The 17,390-nt window shown below is 71.6% G+C and carries 15 protein-coding genes and 1 pseudogene; 6 read left to right on the top strand and 10 right to left on the bottom strand.

Annotation, left to right across the window (positions count from 1 at the left end; all coding sequences use genetic code 11):
• Nucleotides 1-254 precede the first annotated feature (254 nt).
• The 5 genes from DC008_RS01755 (at nucleotide 255) to DC008_RS01775 (ending at nucleotide 6,355) form a co-directional block, all read left to right on the top strand.
• Nucleotides 255-731 (top strand): hypothetical protein, encoded by a 477-nt coding sequence (locus DC008_RS01755; RefSeq protein WP_108705373.1) that lies wholly within the window; start codon nucleotides 255-257, stop codon nucleotides 729-731.
• Nucleotides 732-853: 122 nt separating this feature from the next.
• Complete coding sequence (locus DC008_RS01760) at nucleotides 854-3,937, top strand: tetratricopeptide repeat protein (RefSeq protein ID WP_108705374.1); 3,084 nt, start codon at nucleotides 854-856, stop codon at nucleotides 3,935-3,937.
• Nucleotides 3,938-4,071: 134 nt separating this feature from the next.
• Nucleotides 4,072-4,911 carry a transposase family protein gene (locus tag DC008_RS01765; protein ID WP_108705375.1) on the top strand — a complete coding sequence of 280 codons (840 nt, stop codon included), beginning with the start codon at nucleotides 4,072-4,074 and terminating at the stop codon, nucleotides 4,909-4,911.
• 89 nt (nucleotides 4,912-5,000) lie between these two features.
• Nucleotides 5,001-5,675 carry a DUF2785 domain-containing protein gene (locus tag DC008_RS01770; protein WP_123953984.1) on the top strand — a complete coding sequence of 225 codons (675 nt, stop codon included), beginning with the start codon at nucleotides 5,001-5,003 and terminating at the stop codon, nucleotides 5,673-5,675.
• Between the two features lie 164 nt (nucleotides 5,676-5,839).
• On the top strand, nucleotides 5,840-6,355 hold the full coding sequence (locus DC008_RS01775; protein WP_108705377.1) for a hypothetical protein: 516 nt from the start codon (nucleotides 5,840-5,842) through the stop codon (nucleotides 6,353-6,355).
• 90 nt (nucleotides 6,356-6,445) lie between these two features.
• Here the strand turns inward: DC008_RS01775 and DC008_RS01780 are convergent, their stop codons facing one another.
• The 3 genes from DC008_RS01780 to DC008_RS01790 form a co-directional block, all read right to left on the bottom strand.
• On the bottom strand, nucleotides 6,446-6,997 hold the full coding sequence (locus DC008_RS01780) for a DUF1062 domain-containing protein (RefSeq protein ID WP_108705378.1): 552 nt from the start codon (nucleotides 6,995-6,997) through the stop codon (nucleotides 6,446-6,448).
• 200 nt (nucleotides 6,998-7,197) lie between these two features.
• Nucleotides 7,198-8,472 (bottom strand): ferredoxin reductase family protein, encoded by a 1,275-nt coding sequence (locus DC008_RS01785; protein ID WP_374207342.1) that lies wholly within the window; start codon nucleotides 8,470-8,472, stop codon nucleotides 7,198-7,200.
• A 242-nt stretch (nucleotides 8,473-8,714) separates the two neighbouring features.
• Nucleotides 8,715-9,329: a TetR/AcrR family transcriptional regulator gene (locus DC008_RS01790; protein ID WP_108705380.1), complete on the bottom strand. Its 615-nt coding sequence runs from the start codon at nucleotides 9,327-9,329 to the stop codon at nucleotides 8,715-8,717.
• 336 nt (nucleotides 9,330-9,665) lie between these two features.
• Between DC008_RS01790 and DC008_RS01795 the strand changes: the two genes are divergently transcribed.
• Entirely contained in the window at nucleotides 9,666-10,973 is a 1,308-nt protein-coding gene (locus DC008_RS01795) for a lipase family protein (RefSeq protein WP_244221477.1), read from the top strand.
• Nucleotides 10,974-11,167: 194 nt separating this feature from the next.
• Here DC008_RS01795 and DC008_RS01800 read toward each other — a convergent pair whose 3' ends face one another.
• The 7 genes and pseudogenes from DC008_RS01800 to DC008_RS01830 form a co-directional block, all read right to left on the bottom strand.
• Nucleotides 11,168-11,383 (bottom strand): hypothetical protein, encoded by a 216-nt coding sequence (locus tag DC008_RS01800; RefSeq protein ID WP_108705382.1) that lies wholly within the window; start codon nucleotides 11,381-11,383, stop codon nucleotides 11,168-11,170.
• A 219-nt stretch (nucleotides 11,384-11,602) separates the two neighbouring features.
• Complete coding sequence (locus DC008_RS01805; RefSeq protein ID WP_108705383.1) at nucleotides 11,603-12,520, bottom strand: LysR family transcriptional regulator; 918 nt, start codon at nucleotides 12,518-12,520, stop codon at nucleotides 11,603-11,605.
• Nucleotides 12,521-12,611: 91 nt separating this feature from the next.
• Complete coding sequence (locus DC008_RS01810; protein ID WP_108705384.1) at nucleotides 12,612-13,469, bottom strand: NAD-dependent epimerase/dehydratase family protein; 858 nt, start codon at nucleotides 13,467-13,469, stop codon at nucleotides 12,612-12,614.
• Between the two features lie 113 nt (nucleotides 13,470-13,582).
• Nucleotides 13,583-13,950, bottom strand: a pseudogene (locus DC008_RS36315) (VOC family protein).
• Nucleotides 13,951-13,982: 32 nt separating this feature from the next.
• Nucleotides 13,983-15,317, bottom strand: a complete 1,335-nt coding sequence (locus tag DC008_RS01820; RefSeq protein WP_108705385.1) for a PP2C family protein-serine/threonine phosphatase — start codon at nucleotides 15,315-15,317, stop codon at nucleotides 13,983-13,985.
• A 325-nt stretch (nucleotides 15,318-15,642) separates the two neighbouring features.
• Nucleotides 15,643-16,314: a transcriptional repressor LexA gene (lexA, locus tag DC008_RS01825; RefSeq protein ID WP_108705386.1), complete on the bottom strand. Its 672-nt coding sequence runs from the start codon at nucleotides 16,312-16,314 to the stop codon at nucleotides 15,643-15,645.
• A 214-nt stretch (nucleotides 16,315-16,528) separates the two neighbouring features.
• On the bottom strand, nucleotides 16,529-16,981 hold the full coding sequence (locus DC008_RS01830; RefSeq protein ID WP_244221320.1) for a DUF2267 domain-containing protein: 453 nt from the start codon (nucleotides 16,979-16,981) through the stop codon (nucleotides 16,529-16,531).
• Nucleotides 16,982-17,390: the final 409 nt, after the last annotated feature.

A 17,390-nucleotide genomic window follows, 5' to 3' on the forward strand; every position in this document is an offset into this window, starting at 1 on the left:
CCCGCAAGTCCCGCCGGCTGCCCCGCCCCGAACCGTGGAGAGGATCGGCTGCAGCGGGGGCGCCTGCGGGCGGCACCTGGGAGAGTGGACCGAAGCCGATGTCTGACTCCGACTCCACAAAGCCCTGCCCCGCGTCACCCGCATCACGGAACCAGGGAGAACCCGTATGTGTCTGATCCAGTGACGCGGCATCGGTACCAGTGCTAGATGTGCCCCAGAGCGGATCTGTGTTCTTGAGCAGGGAAGGACAAAGGATGCTGTCCGAGACAATGATCGCGATAGCTGCGGCAGGCGGCACGTCAGTGGTGCAAGCCGCCGGCACGGACGCGTGGACGGGGCTTCGCGAGCGGGTGGCCCAATGGTTCGGCCGGGGCAACCCTCAACGCGAGAACGCCGAACTGGAGCGCCTGGACCGGACGGCGTACGAACTGGAGACGGCCGAGCCGAGCACGACGGAACGTGTACGGATCCGACAGGAAGCGGCATGGCAGGCGCGTATCGAAGCCTTGCTGGAAGGCATGGATGACACCGAACGCGCCGAGGCCGCCGAGGAATTGCGCGCGCTGCTGCGCCAACAGGGTTCCCCAGGCGGTGTATCGGCTGGTCCGGGAGGGCTGGCTGTCGGCGGTGACGTCGGCATCCGTGCTGAAGGGGGCTCCGTTGCAGCGGGTGTCATCCACGGAGGAGCGCACATCGGCCACCCTCAGGTCCCGGATCCGTCGCAGGGCTGAGCGGACCGGGGCAACAGCAGCCCACCACCACGGGAGCACCCGTCGCCACGCCGCACCCGGGAGGCGCGGTCACCCACGCCGAGGGCGGCAGCGTCGCCATCGGCAGAGCCGATCGCGTACACGTGCACCTCTCCCGCACGCGCAGCGTCCCGCGGCTCGATCGTCCCCGGCCGGTCGAGGAGTGGAAGGCCGAGCAGCTCGGTGTCCACCCCGCCATCCATGGCACCGACGACCGTGACAACGAAGGGGTGTTCACGCTCCCGGAGTACCTCGCACGCGATCACGACCGGCGGCTCCGTCATCACCTGGACAAGGCCTCTGGCAGCGAGCAAGCGATGCTCGTGATCGTGCGCGGGGCGTCCTGCGCAGGCAAGACCCGCACGGCTTTCGAGGCCGTCCGCGCATGCTTGCTGGGCTGGCAGTTGGTCTTCCCCAAGACCGCAAAGGGACTCCTCGCCCTGCTCAACACGGGAGCCCTCGGTAGGCGCACCGTTCTTTGGCTCAACGAAACCCAGAACTACCTGGCCGACCCGGAGGAGGGAGAGGAGATCGCCGCCGCGCTGCGCGGCATCCTGGAGGAGCCAGGCCCCCTCGTGGTCCTGGGGACGCTGTGGCCCGAGTACCACCGCAGCCTCACCACCACCCCTCGTCCTGGCCGGGACGGAACGGACGCCCACCCCATTGCCAGGGCCCTGCTCGACCACGCCCTGCTCGTCGATGTCCCCGTCTCCTTCACCACCGAGACGCTCAAGGACCCGCGTCTGAGCCGCGACCCCTCGCTGGCGGCAGCGCTCGCCACGAGCACCGACGGGAGGATCACTCAGACCCTCGCGGCCGGTCCGCAACTGGTCGACCATTATCAGCAGCCCACCGAACCCCACGGGCTCTACGGCCACGCCGTCATCACGGCGGCCATGGACGCCAGGCGCCTCGGTCACACCTCGCCCCTGCCGGCCGCACTCCTCGAAGCCGCCGCCCCCGCCTATCTGACCGCCGAGCAGCGCGCCGCCGCGCCCGACACCTGGTTCACCCACGCACTCGCGTACTCGCGGGAGAAGGTCAGGGGCATCACCGCGGCCCTGGAGCCCGTGGCCAACCCGGAAGGTATGGGCGCCCTTCCAGGCGTCTATCGCCTCAGCGACTACCTCGACCACCACGCCCGCACCGCCCGTCGTCGCACTACCCCGCCGGAGTTCTTCTGGAGAGCCGTCCGCGACCACGCAGGCAGCGCAGCGGACCTTGGCGCGCTCGGGGACTCGGCCCGTCTGCGAAGTCGCTTTCGCATTGCGGCCAGTCTGTACTCACGGGTGGCCGACGCCGGGGACACCAGGGCCCTGACCCAACTGGCGTGGCTTCGCATCGAGGCCGGGGATCTTGACGCGGCCGAAGCATTCGCCGTGCGTGCCGGCGACAGCGGAGACGCCCAGGCGCTCGCCCAACTCGCCCTGCTGCGCGAGAAAGCAGGGGAGACGCAGGCCGCGGAACGCCTGGCCCGGCGCGCCGCCGACACCGGCAACACCGAGGCTTTGATGAAGCTGGCGTGGCTGCGGGGGAAGGCCGGTGACAGCGAGGGCAAGGAGCGTCTGTGTCTGTGGGCCGCCGAGGCCGGGGACACCAAGGTTCTGACGACACTGGCGGACTTGCGCACGCAAGCCGGCGACCTCAACGCCGCGGAAGCCTTCGCGCTACGGGCCGTGGAAGCCGGAGTTCGCGGTGCTCGGACGGATCTGGCGAACGTGGCCGAGCGCCGTCTGAAGGCGGGGGACACCCAGGGGGCAGAGCGGCTGTATCTGCGGGCTGCCGAAGACGAGAACTACCAGGCTCTGACCGGCTTGGCACAGCTACGTGAGCAGGCCGGTGACTTCGACGAGGCGGCAACGCTCACCCTGCGGGCGGCGAAGGCCATGCATTACGTGCCGGTCCTGACGCCGTTGGCGGAGCGGTGTGAACAGGCCGGGGACACCCGCAGCGCGGCACGGGTGTATCTGCGGGCCATTGACGCCGGAGATTACATGGCCTTCGTGCACTTGGTGCGGCGCTATCTGCAAGCCGGGGATGTCCAAGGCGCGGAACACTTGTACCAGCGGGCCATTGATGCCGGTGAAGCCCGGTCCCTGCGGGAGTTGGCGGAGCGATACGAGGAGGATGGAGACGTCCGAGGCGCGCAGCTGCTCTATCTGCGGGCCGCCGACGCTGGAGAGACCTGGTCCCTGGTGCACTTGGCGAAGTTGCACGAGAGGACCGGGGACCCCGCTGTCGCGGAGGCATTCGCCGTGCAAGCCGCTGAGAAACGAAACCCCATGGCCCTGCTGCATCTGGCGGAACATCGCGGGAAAGCGGGAGACGTGGATGAAGCGGTACGGCTGTTTCGGTTGTGTCTGCCCGTCGTCGACGCCGGAGACCACCAAGTCCTACGAGAACTCTCGGAGCTGACGGAGTTCTGCGAGGAGGCCGGGGACGCTCACGGTGCGGAACGCCTGAACCTCCTGGCCGTCGAGGCCGGAGACCCCAATGCCTTGACCACCCTGGCGCGGCGACGCGCGCAGGCCGGGGACCTCTCCGGGGCGGAAGAATTCGCTCTGCGAGCCGCCGAGAACGGTAACCCCAATGCCCTGACGGAATTGGCGGAGCGACACGAGCGGCACGGCGACCCCCGACAAGCGGAACGGCTGTACCTGCGAGCCGTCGACGCCGGAGGCCGCGAGGCCCTGGCCTGGCTGGCACACCGATGCGAGCGATCGGGGCAGACGGACAAGGCGGATCGCATCGCCCTGGACATCGCCAGATCCGGAGCCTCCCGGCCCTTGGCCAAGGAACTGGTGGCGCTCCGGGAGCAGGCCGGGGACGCGGAGGGTGCGGAACGACTCGCACTGCAGGCCGCCCAGGCCGGAGACAACCGGGCACTGAGATGGCTCACGCACGGACGAGAGCAGGCCGGGCACGCCAAGCGCGCGGAAGGATTCGCGCTGCGGGCCGCCGAAGCCGGCCAGCATCAGGCCCTGACGCGACTGGCGAGGCTCCGTATCCAAGCCGGTGACGCGGACGGCGCCGAACGGCTGTATCTGCAGTCCGCCGACGCCGGAAACCCCCTCGCCCTGACGTGGCTGGTGGAACTTCGCGCACAGACGGGGGACACGGAAGGATCCGAGCACATAAGGAAGTTCGGGCTGGAGGCTGACGGTTCGGTAGCCCAGCCGTGGCAATAGGACTCTGGCACGGTCGCCGGTCGTGGCTGGCTGCACAAACGCCCTGACGGACGGTTCACCGCACGCCGGTAGTCACACCGGGACGGGGTGTCGGGGCGTAACCGGCGGGCCCCCGACGGCAGTTGACGTGTTTTGTGAAGAACAACACCAGCCCAGTCGAGGGCCCTGACGGCCTTGTCTACACCGCCCGCCTGCCGCTGTCGAGCGCCACCCTGAACTACCTCGCCACCTTGATACGCGGCCACTTGAAGAAGATCGGTTCGCGGTGGCGGGCCCTGCCCGCGGGGAAGATCGCCGACATCGTGCTGGCGGTGCTGCGCTGTGACCAGCGGCCCGGCGATCTGGCCGACGGGAACGGAGTGCACCGCACCACCGTCACCCGGTGGGTGCGGGAGGTCGTCGGCCTGCTCGCCGCCCGCGCCCCGCGCCTGGACCGCGTGTTGAAGAAGATCGCCCGAAAGGCTGGCGGGGTGGTTCTGCTGGACGGCACCCTGATCCGCAGCCGGCGGCGCACCGGGACACAGAACCGGAAGAACTACTCCGGCAAGCATAAGTGTCATGGCCTGCTGGTGATCGCCCTCACCGACGACCGGGGCCGCCTGCTGTGGGCCTCGGCGGCCCGCCCCGGACGATCCTCGGAGATCACCGCCTGCCGTCACGACCAGCTCACCGCGAAACTGCGGGCGGCCGGGCTCGGCGCCATCGCCGACCTGGGCTTCGTCGGCCTCGACGACAGCGGCCCGGGCGCCGACCCGGCGGTGATCACGGACTACAAGGCCGCCCGCAACCGGCCCCTGACCCGAGGGCAGAAGCTGTCCAACAAGGCGCTGGCTGCCGTCCGGGCGCCGGTCGAACACGGCTTCGCCCACTTGAAGAACTGGCGGGTCCTCGGCAAGGTCCGCACCGACCCGAAGTGGGCGACCGCCCTGGTGAGGGCCCTGCTGGTCCTGACGAACCGCGAAGTCGCCCGCTGACCGACGATCTTCACCGAAGTCATCCGCCCGCGACCAGCACGAGCATCGAGAACCCCGCGCACATCAGACCCGTGACCTGCAACTTCACGATGCACACTGCTCATTGGATCCGAGAGGGGCGTCTCGACGGCGTTCTGGAGGGGCTGGGTGACTCCGCCGCGGGGCGGTTCAGTCATCGGGAGGTCCAGGCGCGGACCTTCGCGCCGTTGATCCTGTGTGCCGTACTGACGCGTGCGGCGGCTGTTCCCGGGCTCGTGTCGCAGGACGCCGCCGAGCGCTGGTACGCCGCCTTCTCCGCCTGGTATCCGGAGGAGCGGGACACCCGTGGCTGGGACGACTCCCTGGGCTGGTTGCACGCCGTCGCGCATGGAGCCGACGCCGTCGCGGCGTTCGCGAGGGTCCTCCCCCACCGCCGGAGCGACCTGCTCGAACTGTGTGGGCGGAGGGTGACGGTAACTCAGACCGACTACCGGTACGTACAGTTGGAGGATGCGCGGCTGGCGCGGGCGCTCGTGCGCGTGCTTCAGGGGCCCGAACTGACGTCCCTGGAGGCGACCGGCTGGCTGGACGTGGTGGCCGAGGCGCTGGAGGGGGGTGGGCCGGGGCCCGTCCCGGTGTGGGCCTTCAACACCTTCGCCACCCTCCAGTCACTCCATCTGCATCTGACGCGCGGCATCGCCGACGAGGGCCTCCCGCCCCATTCCGAGGCGGTCGCCACCCGTGTCGCCGAACTGCTGCGCCTGCCCTACTACTGGCTCGCCTGACCTGGAGCATGGGCTGCCTGAGCCCAGTCGGCGCCACGCCTCTCCCACCGGCCCCTTTTGTCCTCTGGCCAACGCGCGTAGACACGGGCACCATCGTCACCGCACCACCTGCACCGCCGCCCCGCCCCACAGGAATCACGGCCCCAGCAGGAAGGCTCAGACACATGAAGGTCGCCCCCACGCCGAAGCTCCGATCGGCGCTCACCGCCCTCGCCCTCGTCGTCGCACCCGGTGCCGCCGTACTCGGCACCGCGGGCGAGGCGTCGGCCGTCACCAAGATCAGTCATTCCACCGCCACCTCGATGTTCCGGCAGGTCGGCATCACCTGGTCCTCGTCCGGCGGCTGTTCCGACCGCAACACCCCCACGTGTACGTCGTTCGAGCAGCTCAACATCGCCACCGCCCAGGGCGCCCAGACCCTCAAGGGCGCGACCGGCTGCGCGCTCAACATCACCGGCGGCACCGAGACCGGTCACGCCTCCGGGACGTACTCGCACTGGAACGGCTACAAGCTGGACTTCGGCAAGACCACGTGCGTGACCAACTACGTCAAGAACACCTTCACCTACATCGGTGTGCGCGGTGACGGAGCCCCGCAGTGGCGTTCCGCCTCAGGCAACGTCTACGCCGACGAGGGCAACCACTGGGACGTCACCTACTACAACTGCGGCGGCTGCTGAGCCCGCCGCCCCTCTGACCTGACCTCCAGGGCGGGCCGGCGCCTCGCAGCGCTCGGCCCGCCCCGACGCTCAGCGCGCGGCACTCACCCCTCAGCGCTTCAGCGTGAACGTGAAGTCGTCCGAGACCGTCCCCGTCAGGCGGACGGCGGAGACGAGGCTCCCCTCCTCGATGAGCCGTCCGACCTCGGCTCTGCCGAGGGCGCAGCCCTCGGCGATCAGCCGTTCCGGACGGACGGGGATACGGGCCGCGAAGCGGACCGTCACATCGAGTACGTCGGCGTCGGCGTCGGAAGGCGCCGGATCACCCGTGTCGAGGCGCCAGGCGCCCTCCCAGTCGAGGGCGACGCGGTTGCGGCGCCGTACGACCGGGTCCTGGAGCAACTCGGCGATCAGGCCGACGTCGTTGGCGTGCAGGCGGTCCAGCAGGGCCGCCGGTATGGAGCGCACGTCGGCCCGCTCCAGGACGGTGAGTTTCGCGGTGCGGCCGCAGGAGTCGCAGAGCACGAGGAGCCAGGCGTCGAGGAGCTTGTGGTGCGCGTTGACACGGAACGCGCCGCTCGGCCGGGAGCGCGGGGATCCGCAGGGGCAACGGCGGAGGACATGCGGAAGGCAGGTGGGTGCGACCACCCAGGTCTGGAGCACAGAAGTACACCGGTTTCAGTGAGAAGTCCGCAGCAGAAAGGGGCGCGGCGCACAGGCGCGACGCGCGACAGATCAGCACTCGGGAGGTCTCACACGGTGTACAACGGCACGTCCTCGCTCAGACGGCTGGGGCGGGAAGCACGCTAGTGATCCGGTGCCGCGTGTTCCACCCGTTTTTCGTCTGCCGGGCGGGCTTCCGGTCAGGCCAGACCGAACTTCTCGGCGTGCACCTGGTGGGCGGGGACCCGCAGCTCCCGCAGGCCGGCCAGGACGGCGGTCGTCATGGCCGGCGGTCCGCAGACGTACACGTCGCGCTCGAGGACGTCCGGCACCAGGTGGTGCAGGCTCTGCGCGCCGAACGGCGGGGCCGCGGACTCGCCGGTGCGGCCTGTGAGGAGGTGCAGTCGTCCACCGCGCTGCTCCACCAACTGGCGCACCTCGGGCAGGAGGACGGCGTCGGCCTCGCTGCGCACCCTGTACAGCACGACGACATCACCGGTCGTCGACTCCTCCAGCATGGACCGCACCGGTGTGATGCCCACGCCGCCGGCGATCAGCAGGGCGCCGGGCCGGGTGCGGTGCAGCGAGGTGAAGGCGCCGTAGGGGCCCTCGACGAAGGCGCGGCTGCCGACGGGGATGTTGCGCAGTCCGGCGCTGGTGGTGCCGACCGCCTTGGCGGTGAGGCGCAGTCCGCGTCCGTCGGGGGCGGCGGAGAGGGAGAAGGGGTTGGCGAGCCACCAGTTGTGGTGTCCCGGGAACCGCCAGATGCAGAACTGACCGGCGCGGGCGGGGAGTCTGTCGAGGTGGCGGCCGGTGACGTAGACGGACACGACGTTGTCGGACTCGGGGACGACGGCCGACACGGTGAAGCGGTGGTAGGCGTTGCGCCACAGCGGCAGGACGAGGCGTCCGGTCAGCAGCGCGCCGAAGGCGAACAGCCACATGATCCACCAGTAGGCGGTGGCGAACGCGGAGGAGGTGAAGGTCGTCGTCTCCTGCAGCTGGTGCACGAACGCCAGGCCGAGGGCGACGTACAGCGTGAGGTGCAGTCCGTGCCAGACCTCGTACGGCAGGCGGCGACGCAGGGGCCGGGTGGAGACGACGGCGATCACGAGGATGACGGCCGCGGCGAGCATGCCGAGCAGGGAGGCCGGGACGCCGCTGAGCGCGACGAACGTCTTGGCCATGGAGGTGTCGTCGAGGGTGGCGAAGCCGAGGACGACGAGGGTGGCGTGGGTGAGGACGGTCCACAGCAGGGTGAAGCCGACCCAGCGGTGCCAGACGGTGAGGCGGTCCATGCCGATCCGGCGGTCCAGCCAGGGGAGGCGGGCCACGAGGAGCAGTTGGCAGAACATCAGCAGGGCGGCGTGCAGTCCGAAGAACTTGGCGACGGTGAGCACGTCGTTCTTTCCGGAGCCGGAGGCGATGAACAGCGACTCGACGATCACGACGTTGACGAGGACGAACGCCCACATCACCCGGCGGGCCACGGCCACCGGTGGAAGGATGCCTGTCCGGATCTCGTTGGTCGCCGCCGTCATGGTCGTTCCCCGTTCCCCCGTGGCCGCCGTCCGCGCGACCTGTGCCCACACCGATGAAGACCGGGGGGTCACGCCGGACCCTCCTCCGATCGGGTAAGAATACGGCCGGGGGGCCGGTTCCGTTCAGGCCGGAGCCGTGGGATCTTCCGGCCTTTTCACACACGGGTTGCCGCGCTCTAGTACGGGAGCCCGTCGGTGACCGTGCGGAGGGCCGCGTGCAGGCAGGCGGCGAGCGCGTCGGCCGTGGCCTCACCGCCGTTGGCGCATTTCGCGGCGAAGTCCTCCGCCGCGATCCGGAGGGCCCCGTTGACCATGCTGGCGTGCACCTTCACCTGGAGCCGGTCGGCGCTCGTGCCGGCCCGGGCGGCGAGGAGCCCGGCGATGACGGGCAGGGCGTCGTCGTGGGCCTGCAACCAGACGGCCCGCAGCGCCGGTTCGTCGACGGTCATGCGGATGAGGTCCAGGACGGCCGGGTCGACGGAGGGAAGGGTCCCCCGCCGGCAGGAGTCGGTGAGGTAGTCCAGCAGCGGCACCTGGGGCGGCCAGTGGCGTAGCTGGTCCGTGGCGGCGTCGAGGCCTGCGGTCAGCAGCGGGCGTACGCAGCTCTCCTTGGTGGGGAAGTGACGCCACAGGGTGCGGGCCGATATGCCCACGCACTGGGCTATCTGTTCGCCGGTCGTGCCGGTCACCCCCTGGCTGGCGAACAGCCGCACGGCGGCCCGGGCCGTCTCCAGCCGGAGGGCGGTCCTGCGCCGTTCGGCCAGCGGTGGCGCGACCCCCGGATCGCTCATCGCGGTCACGGTTCCGGATGCCTCGCCCACTGTCGCCGCCCCATCTCGCTGCGTCACCGATCACCGCAGCATAGTGGCGCCCCGGCGACTGACACATGCAGACGTCTTGTCACTGAGTGACAGGCGCTCCTACTCTCCAGTAGCTGACTCGCGAGTAAGTCCCTTGAATCCGCGAGCCGGTTCCCTCGTCGTACTCCCCACGCGCCTTACGAGGCCGAGGCCCCGCGCCTTTCGACGAAGCAAGGAGTGAGCCGCATGACGCACGCCGGACCCGCCCACGCCCTCGAGCCCCCGGCCGCACACACCCCCGCACGTCACACGCCCGGAGCCCGAAGCATGCTGTGCGCGCTGGCCGTCGCCGCCTGCCTCGCCGCCCAGGCCGTGCCCGCCGCGGCCACGGAATCGGGCCCCGTCGTCTCGCGGGGCGTGACCATCCCGGCCTTCTACCAGCCACCCGCCACCCTGCCCGCCGCCGACGGGGCGATCGTCCGCAGCGAGCCGCTGCGCCTGGCCCTCAGCCTGCCCGGACTCGGCGGCCGCCGGCTCCCCGGCACCGCGACCCGCCTGATGTACAAGTCGACCGACGCCAACGGCCGGCCCGTCGCGGTCACCGGCGCCTACATCGAGCCCTCGGCCCGCTGGAAGGGCGGCGGCCCGCGTCCCGTGGTCGCCCTGGCACCCGGCACGATGGGCCAGGGCGACCAGTGCGCCGCGTCCCTCGGCCTGGAGAAGCCGATCACCTTCAACGGGCAGACCCTGTCGGTGGGTTACGAGGACATCGCGGTCCACCGGCTGCTCGCCACCGGTGTCGCCGTCGTCGTCACCGACTACGTCGGACTCGGCGCCACCGACCGGTTGCACACCTACGTCAGCCGCGTCGAGGGCGGCCACGCCCTGCTCGACGCCGTCCGCGCGGCCCGCGCCCTCCCCCAGTCCTCCGTCACCGAGGACTCCCCCGTCGGTCTGTACGGCTACAGCCAGGGAGGCGGCGCCAGCGCCTCCGCCGCCGAACTCCAGCCCAGCTACGCCCCCGACGTCGTCCTGGCCGGCGCCTACGCGGGAGCGCCGCCCGCCGACCTCGTCGAGGTCACCAAGGGCATCGACGGCAGCGCACTGGCCGGTGCCCTCGGCTGGTCGATCAACGGCTTCCTGCAGAACGCGCCCGAACTGCGGGCCATCGCCGACGCCCACCTCAACGCCGCCGGCCGGAAGGCGCTGACCGACCTGTCCACGGCCTGCGTCGGGGACGCCATCCTCGGCTACGGCTTCCGCAAGAGCACCTCGTGGACCACCAGCGGCAAGTCCCTCAACGACATCGTGAAGGCCGAGCCCCTGCTCCAGCGGGTCCTGGACGACCAGCGCATCGGCCGCCACACCCCCACCGCCCCCGTGCGCCTCGCGACCGGCGTGAAGGACGACATCGTCCCGCACGCCCAGGCACGCCGACTCGCCGCCGACTGGTGCGCGAAGGGCGCCGACGTCACCTACAAGCCGATACGGCTGCCCAACCTCGGCGACGGACTGCTCACCAACCACCTGGCCCCCCTGCTCCTCGACCAGGGCGACGCCATCGACTGGCTGAAGGACCGCCTCTCCGGCACCCCGGCCACCTCCAACTGCCGGTCTCTGCCCCTCCAGCCCTGACCGGCACGACCTCCAGCAGCCGAGCCGCACGCCACCCCACTTCGCGTGCGGCTCGGCGCCATGCCTACGAGGCGTACGTCGCGAACGCCGCCGACCTCGGGGTGCCGGCGGCGCTCGTGATCTCGAAGGTGATCCCACTTGCCGGACACCGATCCGGTGGAGCCGGACGGCGACCCGCAGGTGCTCAGGTCCGCCTACCGCCCCTCGCGCTGCAGCACGCGCTGGGCCGCCTCCGCCTCCGCCGCGGGTGGGGAGAGCTCGTCCAGGGTGTCGAGCTCGTCGTCGAACTCCAGCTCCCTCTCCCATGCCGCCGCGAGGCGCTCCTGTTCCTGGCGTGACCTGTCGCCGACCGCTTGGCGGTGCTCCGGGTCCAAGGCCGCGAGGAATCGTCCGACCGTGTCCGTGGACATGTCCGCTCCTTGTCGCCTGGGAGGTGCCGACCTACCCAGCATGACGGACCACCCGTCCGTCGTCGCCCTGGCCGGAGATCGACGGGCGCGAAATCACCCTTGCTCGATGGTCAAGGCGCCGCGTGCGGCGGCACCGGACCCGGTGTCCGGGGACCGCGACCAGGACGACCGGGAGCGGGAGCCGGCCTCAGGCCGGTCGTGAGGCCCGCCCGCCCGCGCTCACCGGGACGCACCGGGTCGGTCACGATCGCCGGGCGCACCCACCTCCTCCGTCGCACCCATCGTCCCCGCCACGGCTTCGGCGAAGTCGTGGACGAGGCGGGAGCGGCGGGTGGCCGGCCAGGCGAGCGCCACCTCACTGGGCCCGATGTCCCGCACCGGTACGGGGACGACGTCGGGCCGGGTGTAGAAGCCGGCGGTGGACAGCGGCAGGACGCAGATACCCGCGCCGGACGCCACCAACTCCAGCTTCTCCTCGACCTGGTGGATGACCGACACCTCCGGGCGGGGACCGTCGCGCAGCTCCAGCGCCACGTCCCGCCACTCGGGTACGGCGTCGGGGTCCTGGAGCAGGTGTTCGGCGGCCAGGTCGGCGACGGGGACCGAGGCGCGGCCGGCCAGGGGGTGGCCCTGCGGCAGCATGACGACGCGGGGCTCCTGGAACAGCGGCCGTACTTCGAGGCCCTGCCGGTCGACGGGCAGCCGGACCAGGCCGATGTCCGCGCGGCCGTCGCGCAGCACCTCCACCTGGCTGGCCCAACTGGTGCGCAGCAGGCGGACGTTCACCCCGGGGTGCCGTTCGGCGAAGGCCGTCGTGGCGGGGGTGACGGTGATGCCGGGCATGAAGCCGACGGTGAGGGACGGGGTGTCGCGGGCCGCCGTGGTGACACGCCGGAGCAGGGCCTCGGCGGAGGCGAGCAGGGGGACGGCGTCCTCCAGGAGCTGGCGGCCCGCGGGGGTGAGCCGCGTGCCGCGCCGGCTCCGGTCGAAGACCTCGGCGCCCAGGTCGTCCTCCAGGCTGCGGATCTGCCGGGACAGCACGGGCTGGGCGATGTGCAGCCGCTCGGCGGCCCGCCCGTAGTGCAGTTCCTCGGCCACGGCCACGAAGTACCGCAGCTTGCGCAGGTCGAGATCCACGCGGCTCACCCTCCCTTCGGACGGTCGGTCACGAATCTACCGTTTCGCCCGGTCGTACCGGATCCTGGGCGCCGCCTCCCCGGCACCCGGGTCACCGTCCGGCGAGGACGGACAGCGGGTCGGTGTGGGCCGGGACCCAGCCGAGCTCCGTCTCGGCCCGCGCGGGGGTGAACTGCTGGTCCAGGGCGAAGGCGTCCGCGATGGGGCCCATCTGGGCGCGGGCCTCGTCCAGGGTGAGCGAGACGGTCTTGCCGTCGAGGCCGACGGCGTGTGCGACGGCCAGGGCGCAGTCCTTCGCGGTGGGGTCGATGCCGCCGACCCCCAGGTACTCGGCGCCCGGTTCGGCCCGCAGCGCGGCGACGTACAGCTCGGCGACGTCGTCGATGTGGACGAGCGGCCAGTGGTTGCCGCCGTCGCCGATGCAGGGGACGGCTCCGGTCTCCTTGCCGGGGGTGCCGTAGAACAGGTCGATCAGGCGGTTCTCGCCGCCGTACAGGAGTCCGGGCCTGATGACGACGGGGCGGCCGCCCTGCCGGGCGCGGGCGAGGACGGCCTCCTCGACGGGCTTGCGCCAGGCGACGATGGACGGCGGGTTCCAGGCGGCGGTCTCGTCGGCGACGCCGTCGGTGTCGCCGTACACCCAGGTGCCGCCGGTGTGGAGGTACGCACCACCACCGATGCCGTCCTGCAGGGCGGTGGCGGCGGCGAGGTCCTCGGCGCCGGTCGTGGCCTGGGCGAGGTGGATGACGGCCTCGGCCCGGGCTGCGGCGCGGTTCAGCACGTCGAGGTCGCCCAGTCCGCCGCGGACGGGGGTGGCGCCGAGGGCGTGGACGGTGTCGGCGGAGCGGTCGGTGCGGGCCAGCGCCTCCACGGTGTGCCCGTGGCGGACGAGCGCGCTGATCGTGGCCTTGCCGATGTATCCGGATCCGCCGGTGACGAAGGTCTTCATGGTTCTGGCTCCAGTCGTGGTACGCCGTGCCGGGTGGCTACGACGACCAGCCTCCGTCCGGAGGCGGAGCCGCGTCCAAGACCTGTTTCGGCGTCTGTGATACCCGCCGGGTATCAGGCGTTCGGGGGCTGGGCCGGCTGCCAGAGTTCGATGCGGTTGCCCTCGGGGTCGGTGACCCGGCCGAAGCGGCCGACGCCGTCCATGTCCTGGGTCTCCTCGGCCACGGCGGCGCCTCTGGCGCGCAGGTGGTCCAGCATGGCGTCGAGGTCGCGGACGCGGAAGTCGAGCATGGTGCCCTGGGAGCGGGAGCCGAAGGAGTCGGTCCTGGAGTCGAACGTGGCGAACACCGTCGGGCCGGTTCCTGCTGCCAGAGGCCGTTGTCGTCGGCGTCCAGGCCCAGGCGGTCGCGGGACCAGGCGGTCAGGGCGGCCGGGTCATCGGCGCGCAGGAAGTGGCCGCCGATGCCGAGTACTCGTTCCATTACGCCAACCTGCCAGGACGGGCGGCCGTCGGTCAGGACGGCAGACGCAGGACGAGCAGGGCGACGTCGTCGTCGTTGTCGTGGGGCCGGACGCGTTGCAGCAGCTGGTCGGCGAAGTCGTCCACGTCGCGGTGGACCAGTGAGGCGGCGTGCCTGCGCAGGGATTCCAAGCCGTCGTCCAGCGGCTGTCGGCGGGACTCGACGAGGCCGTCGGTGTAGAGCACGAGGGTGGACTGTGCGGGGAGGGTCAGCCGGGCCTCGGTTCTCGGCCGCGGTGACGGGGCCGGCATGCCGAGGAGCATGCCGTTGGCCTCGGTGAGGAAGCGGGTCAGGCCGTCGCGGCCGACGAGGAGGGGTGGCGGGTGGCCGGCGCTGCTCCAGCGCAGCGTCCAGGTGCCGGCGGCGTCGAGGGCCAGCCGGGCGAGGATCATCGTCGTCATCCGGACGTCGGTGATCCGGGTCATGGCCTCGTTGAGGTGCTGGATCGTGTGGTGGGTGGGCCGGTCCTGGGACCAGGTGAACGCGCGGAGCATGTTGCGCAGTTGGGCCATGCCGGCGGCCGCATCCAGGTCGTGGCCGACGACGTCGCCGATGACCAGGGCCGTGTCCCCGAAGGGCAGCGGGAAGGCGTCGTACCAGTCGCCGCCGACATAGGAGGCGTCGGGGGCCGAGAGATAGCGCGCGGTCATCTCCACGCCCGGCAGACGCGGCAGTTGGGGCAGCAGATAGCGCTGCATGGTCTCGGCGACCTGGCGCTGGCGCTGGAAGTGGCGGGCGTTCTCCAGGGCGAGTCCGATGCGCCGCCCTATGTCCCGGAGCAGGGAGAGGTCGGCGGTGGTGAAGCCCTGGGGCCGGTCGGAGCGGCCGAGGGTGATGGCGCCCAGGACCTCGTGCGGGCCGCGGATGGGCGCTATGGCGGCGGTCTTGATGCCGGCCACCCGGAACAGCCGGCGCTGCTCGACGGCGATGCCGGTGTCGGGCACGCCCTGGTAGGTCTCGGGTCCGGCGAGGTTGGAGGCCACGCCGCGCAGGGCCCGGGAGAGCGGCATGGGTGAGGCCGCGGAGACGGGGGGCATGGGGCCCTGCAGGTCCTCACGCAGGGAGAGGCCGTTCGGTCCGGCCTGGACGACCAGGTGCCGGGCCACGTCGCCCTTGTCGGTGATCAGGTCGATGACGGCCCAGTCGGCGAGCCGCGGCAGGACCAGTTGGACCACCCGGCGCAGGGACACGTCGACGTCGTGGTTGGAGATGAGCTGGGCCGTGGTGTCGGCCAGAAGGGCCAGCCGCTCCAGTTCGGACAGCGAGCGGGTGGGCGGGGGCGGCGCGGGTGCGGAGCCGGTTAGGACTTCTCCGCCGGTGTCGTTCATGGTCGCTCCTCTCCCCACCGTGCAGCGTGGCACAGGATGATGCGACCTGGACCCTGGGGCGCGCTCGTCGTCGGGGACAGCGGCGCAGGGCTCGCGGGGTCGTCCGGGGTGCGGAGCACCGGGCATCGGACGAGATGCTGCGGTCGGGTAGATGGTGGACTGGGGCACGTGCCTGGCGAGGCTGCTGTTTCCCCAACAACCGACCGGTGGCCAAGAAGGCCGAACTTCATTTATACCACGAATAGGAGGTCGGCCGCTGTTTCCGCAGGTCGGCGGGGGTGCCCGAGCAGGCCCCGGAGCGACATCAGCAGGACCCGCACAGGTGTCAGAGCAGGCGCAGGACGCCCACCACCTTGCCGAGGATGCGGGCGTCGTCGCCCGGGATCGGGTCGTACGCGGGGTTGCGCGGCATGAGCCACACCCGCCCGTCCTGTCGCCGCAGCACCTTGACGGTGGCCTCGTCGTCGAGGAGGGCGACGACGATGTCGCCCTGGTCGGCGCTGTCCTGCCGCTTGACGGTCACTATGTCGCCGTCGCAGATCGCGGCCTCGATCATGCTGTCGCCGGACACCGTGAGGGCGAACAGGTCGCCGTCGCCCACCACTTGGCGGGGCAGGGTGTAGACGTCCTCGATCATCTCCGCGGCGAGCAGGGGCGCACCGGCTGCGATACGGCCCACCAGGGGCACCTCGACCGGGGCGGTGCCGGTGGTGCCGAGGTCGGGGGCCCAGGAGGGCCGTACCTGGTAGGCGCGCGGCCGGTGCGGGTCGCGATAGAGGACGCCCTTGCGTTCGAGCGCCATCAGCTGGTGGGCGACGGAGGAGGTGCTGGCGAGGGAGACGGCCTGGCCGATCTCCCGCATGGACGGTGGGTAGCCCTGCCGCTCGACCGTCTCGGTGATGAAGCGGACGATGGCCGCCTGGCGGTTCGTCAACTCCCCCGCGGGGGTGCGGGGACCCGGGGGGCGGCCCCGGCGGGCGGGCGCAGTGTCGTCCATCCCGACACACCTCCGTACAAGATCGTTCGGAATGACCCTATCCTGCCGCCCTCCATAAATGGAACACCTTGACGATTTCGGGGGGTCCGAAGGCCCTTCCCCCACGGGCCGTGCGCCGTCTGTCGGGTCCCCCACGGGCCGTGTGCCGTCTGTCGGGCTGCCACGTCGGGGCCCTCCTCCCGTTCGGACCGTTCGGACATCCGCCCGGCGCGGGTCAGGCGGCCTGCGGTTCGGGGCGCCGGCGCGGCCGGAGCTCGGGGCGTCCGAACAGCAGGGCGTAGCCCTCGGGAAGCCGGTCGAGGATCCGGTCGACCAGATCGGGGCCGGCCAGGTGGCCGATGACGTTGAAGACGGTGCCGGTGTTCCAGCGGGCGACCGCGGGGCTGGTGCCGGTCCGGCGCGCCAGGTCCTTCACGAAGCCCCAGCCGGTCGACTGCCGGGTGGCGGGCACCTGTCCGGTGAACTCCAGGGCGGCCGGCAGCGGCAGCCGGGCGGCCAGCTCGACGCGTTCGTCGCCGGTGAGCTGGCGGCCGAGCGCGGCGAGGACCTGGAGCGTCACCTCCTGAGCCCGTTCCCGCGTGGGGTAGGCGCCTTCGTAGCGCACCTTCTCCAGCAGGGCGTCGTAGGTCATCGCGGCGTCACGGCGGTCGTGGAGCTGCGCGGTCATGACAGGTGGCGTGCCTTTCGTGTGGGGGGAGCCTTCGGGCCCGCGGGGCCGGGGTCACGTCGTCCGCGCGGCCGGCGCCGGGTGCGGGCGGGCTCCGCTCGTGGGTGGAGATCCCCGCGTGGACGTCGCGGGGCGGGGCTGGGACGCAGAGTCGTAGTCGTACGGAGGGTACGGAGTCGTACGGACGGTGCCGGGCGCGCAGTTCGGGCGGTCCGAGCACACCGGGCACTTCAGGCGCTCCGGGCGCCGGACGGGAGACGTCCGCGTGGGTGGGCGCAGGCGCGTCCGGGCCGTGGAGGGGGCCGGCGGACCGGCCCGCCGCTCCCGAGCACAGGTGTGCGCCGAGGTGCGGCCTGCCACGCCGCGGCCCCGCGTCGTCCGTGCCGGGACCGCGGGGCCGCGCGGTGTC

The sequence above is a fragment of the Streptomyces nigra genome (assembly GCF_003074055.1).
Classification (GTDB): domain Bacteria; phylum Actinomycetota; class Actinomycetes; order Streptomycetales; family Streptomycetaceae; genus Streptomyces; species Streptomyces nigra.

Bases quoted from the DNA above. Each gene is read 5' to 3' on its own strand.
- DC008_RS01755 (WP_108705373.1), top strand. From the start codon at position 255: ATGCTGTCCGAGACAATGATCGCGATAGCTGCGGCAGGCGGCACGTCA.
- DC008_RS01770 (WP_123953984.1), top strand. From the start codon at position 5,001: ATGCACACTGCTCATTGGATCCGAGAGGGGCGTCTCGACGGCGTTCTG.
- DC008_RS01775 (WP_108705377.1), top strand. From the start codon at position 5,840: ATGAAGGTCGCCCCCACGCCGAAGCTCCGATCGGCGCTCACCGCCCTC.
- DC008_RS01785 (WP_374207342.1), bottom strand. From the start codon at position 8,472: ATGTGGGCGTTCGTCCTCGTCAACGTCGTGATCGTCGAGTCGCTGTTC.
- DC008_RS01790 (WP_108705380.1), bottom strand. From the start codon at position 9,329: ATGAGCGATCCGGGGGTCGCGCCACCGCTGGCCGAACGGCGCAGGACC.
- DC008_RS01795 (WP_244221477.1), top strand. From the start codon at position 9,666: ATGCTGTGCGCGCTGGCCGTCGCCGCCTGCCTCGCCGCCCAGGCCGTG.
- DC008_RS01800 (WP_108705382.1), bottom strand. From the start codon at position 11,383: ATGTCCACGGACACGGTCGGACGATTCCTCGCGGCCTTGGACCCGGAG.
- DC008_RS01810 (WP_108705384.1), bottom strand. From the start codon at position 13,469: ATGAAGACCTTCGTCACCGGCGGATCCGGATACATCGGCAAGGCCACG.
- DC008_RS01820 (WP_108705385.1), bottom strand. From the start codon at position 15,317: ATGAACGACACCGGCGGAGAAGTCCTAACCGGCTCCGCACCCGCGCCG.
- lexA (WP_108705386.1), bottom strand. From the start codon at position 16,314: ATGGACGACACTGCGCCCGCCCGCCGGGGCCGCCCCCCGGGTCCCCGC.
- DC008_RS01830 (WP_244221320.1), bottom strand. From the start codon at position 16,981: ATGACCGCGCAGCTCCACGACCGCCGTGACGCCGCGATGACCTACGAC.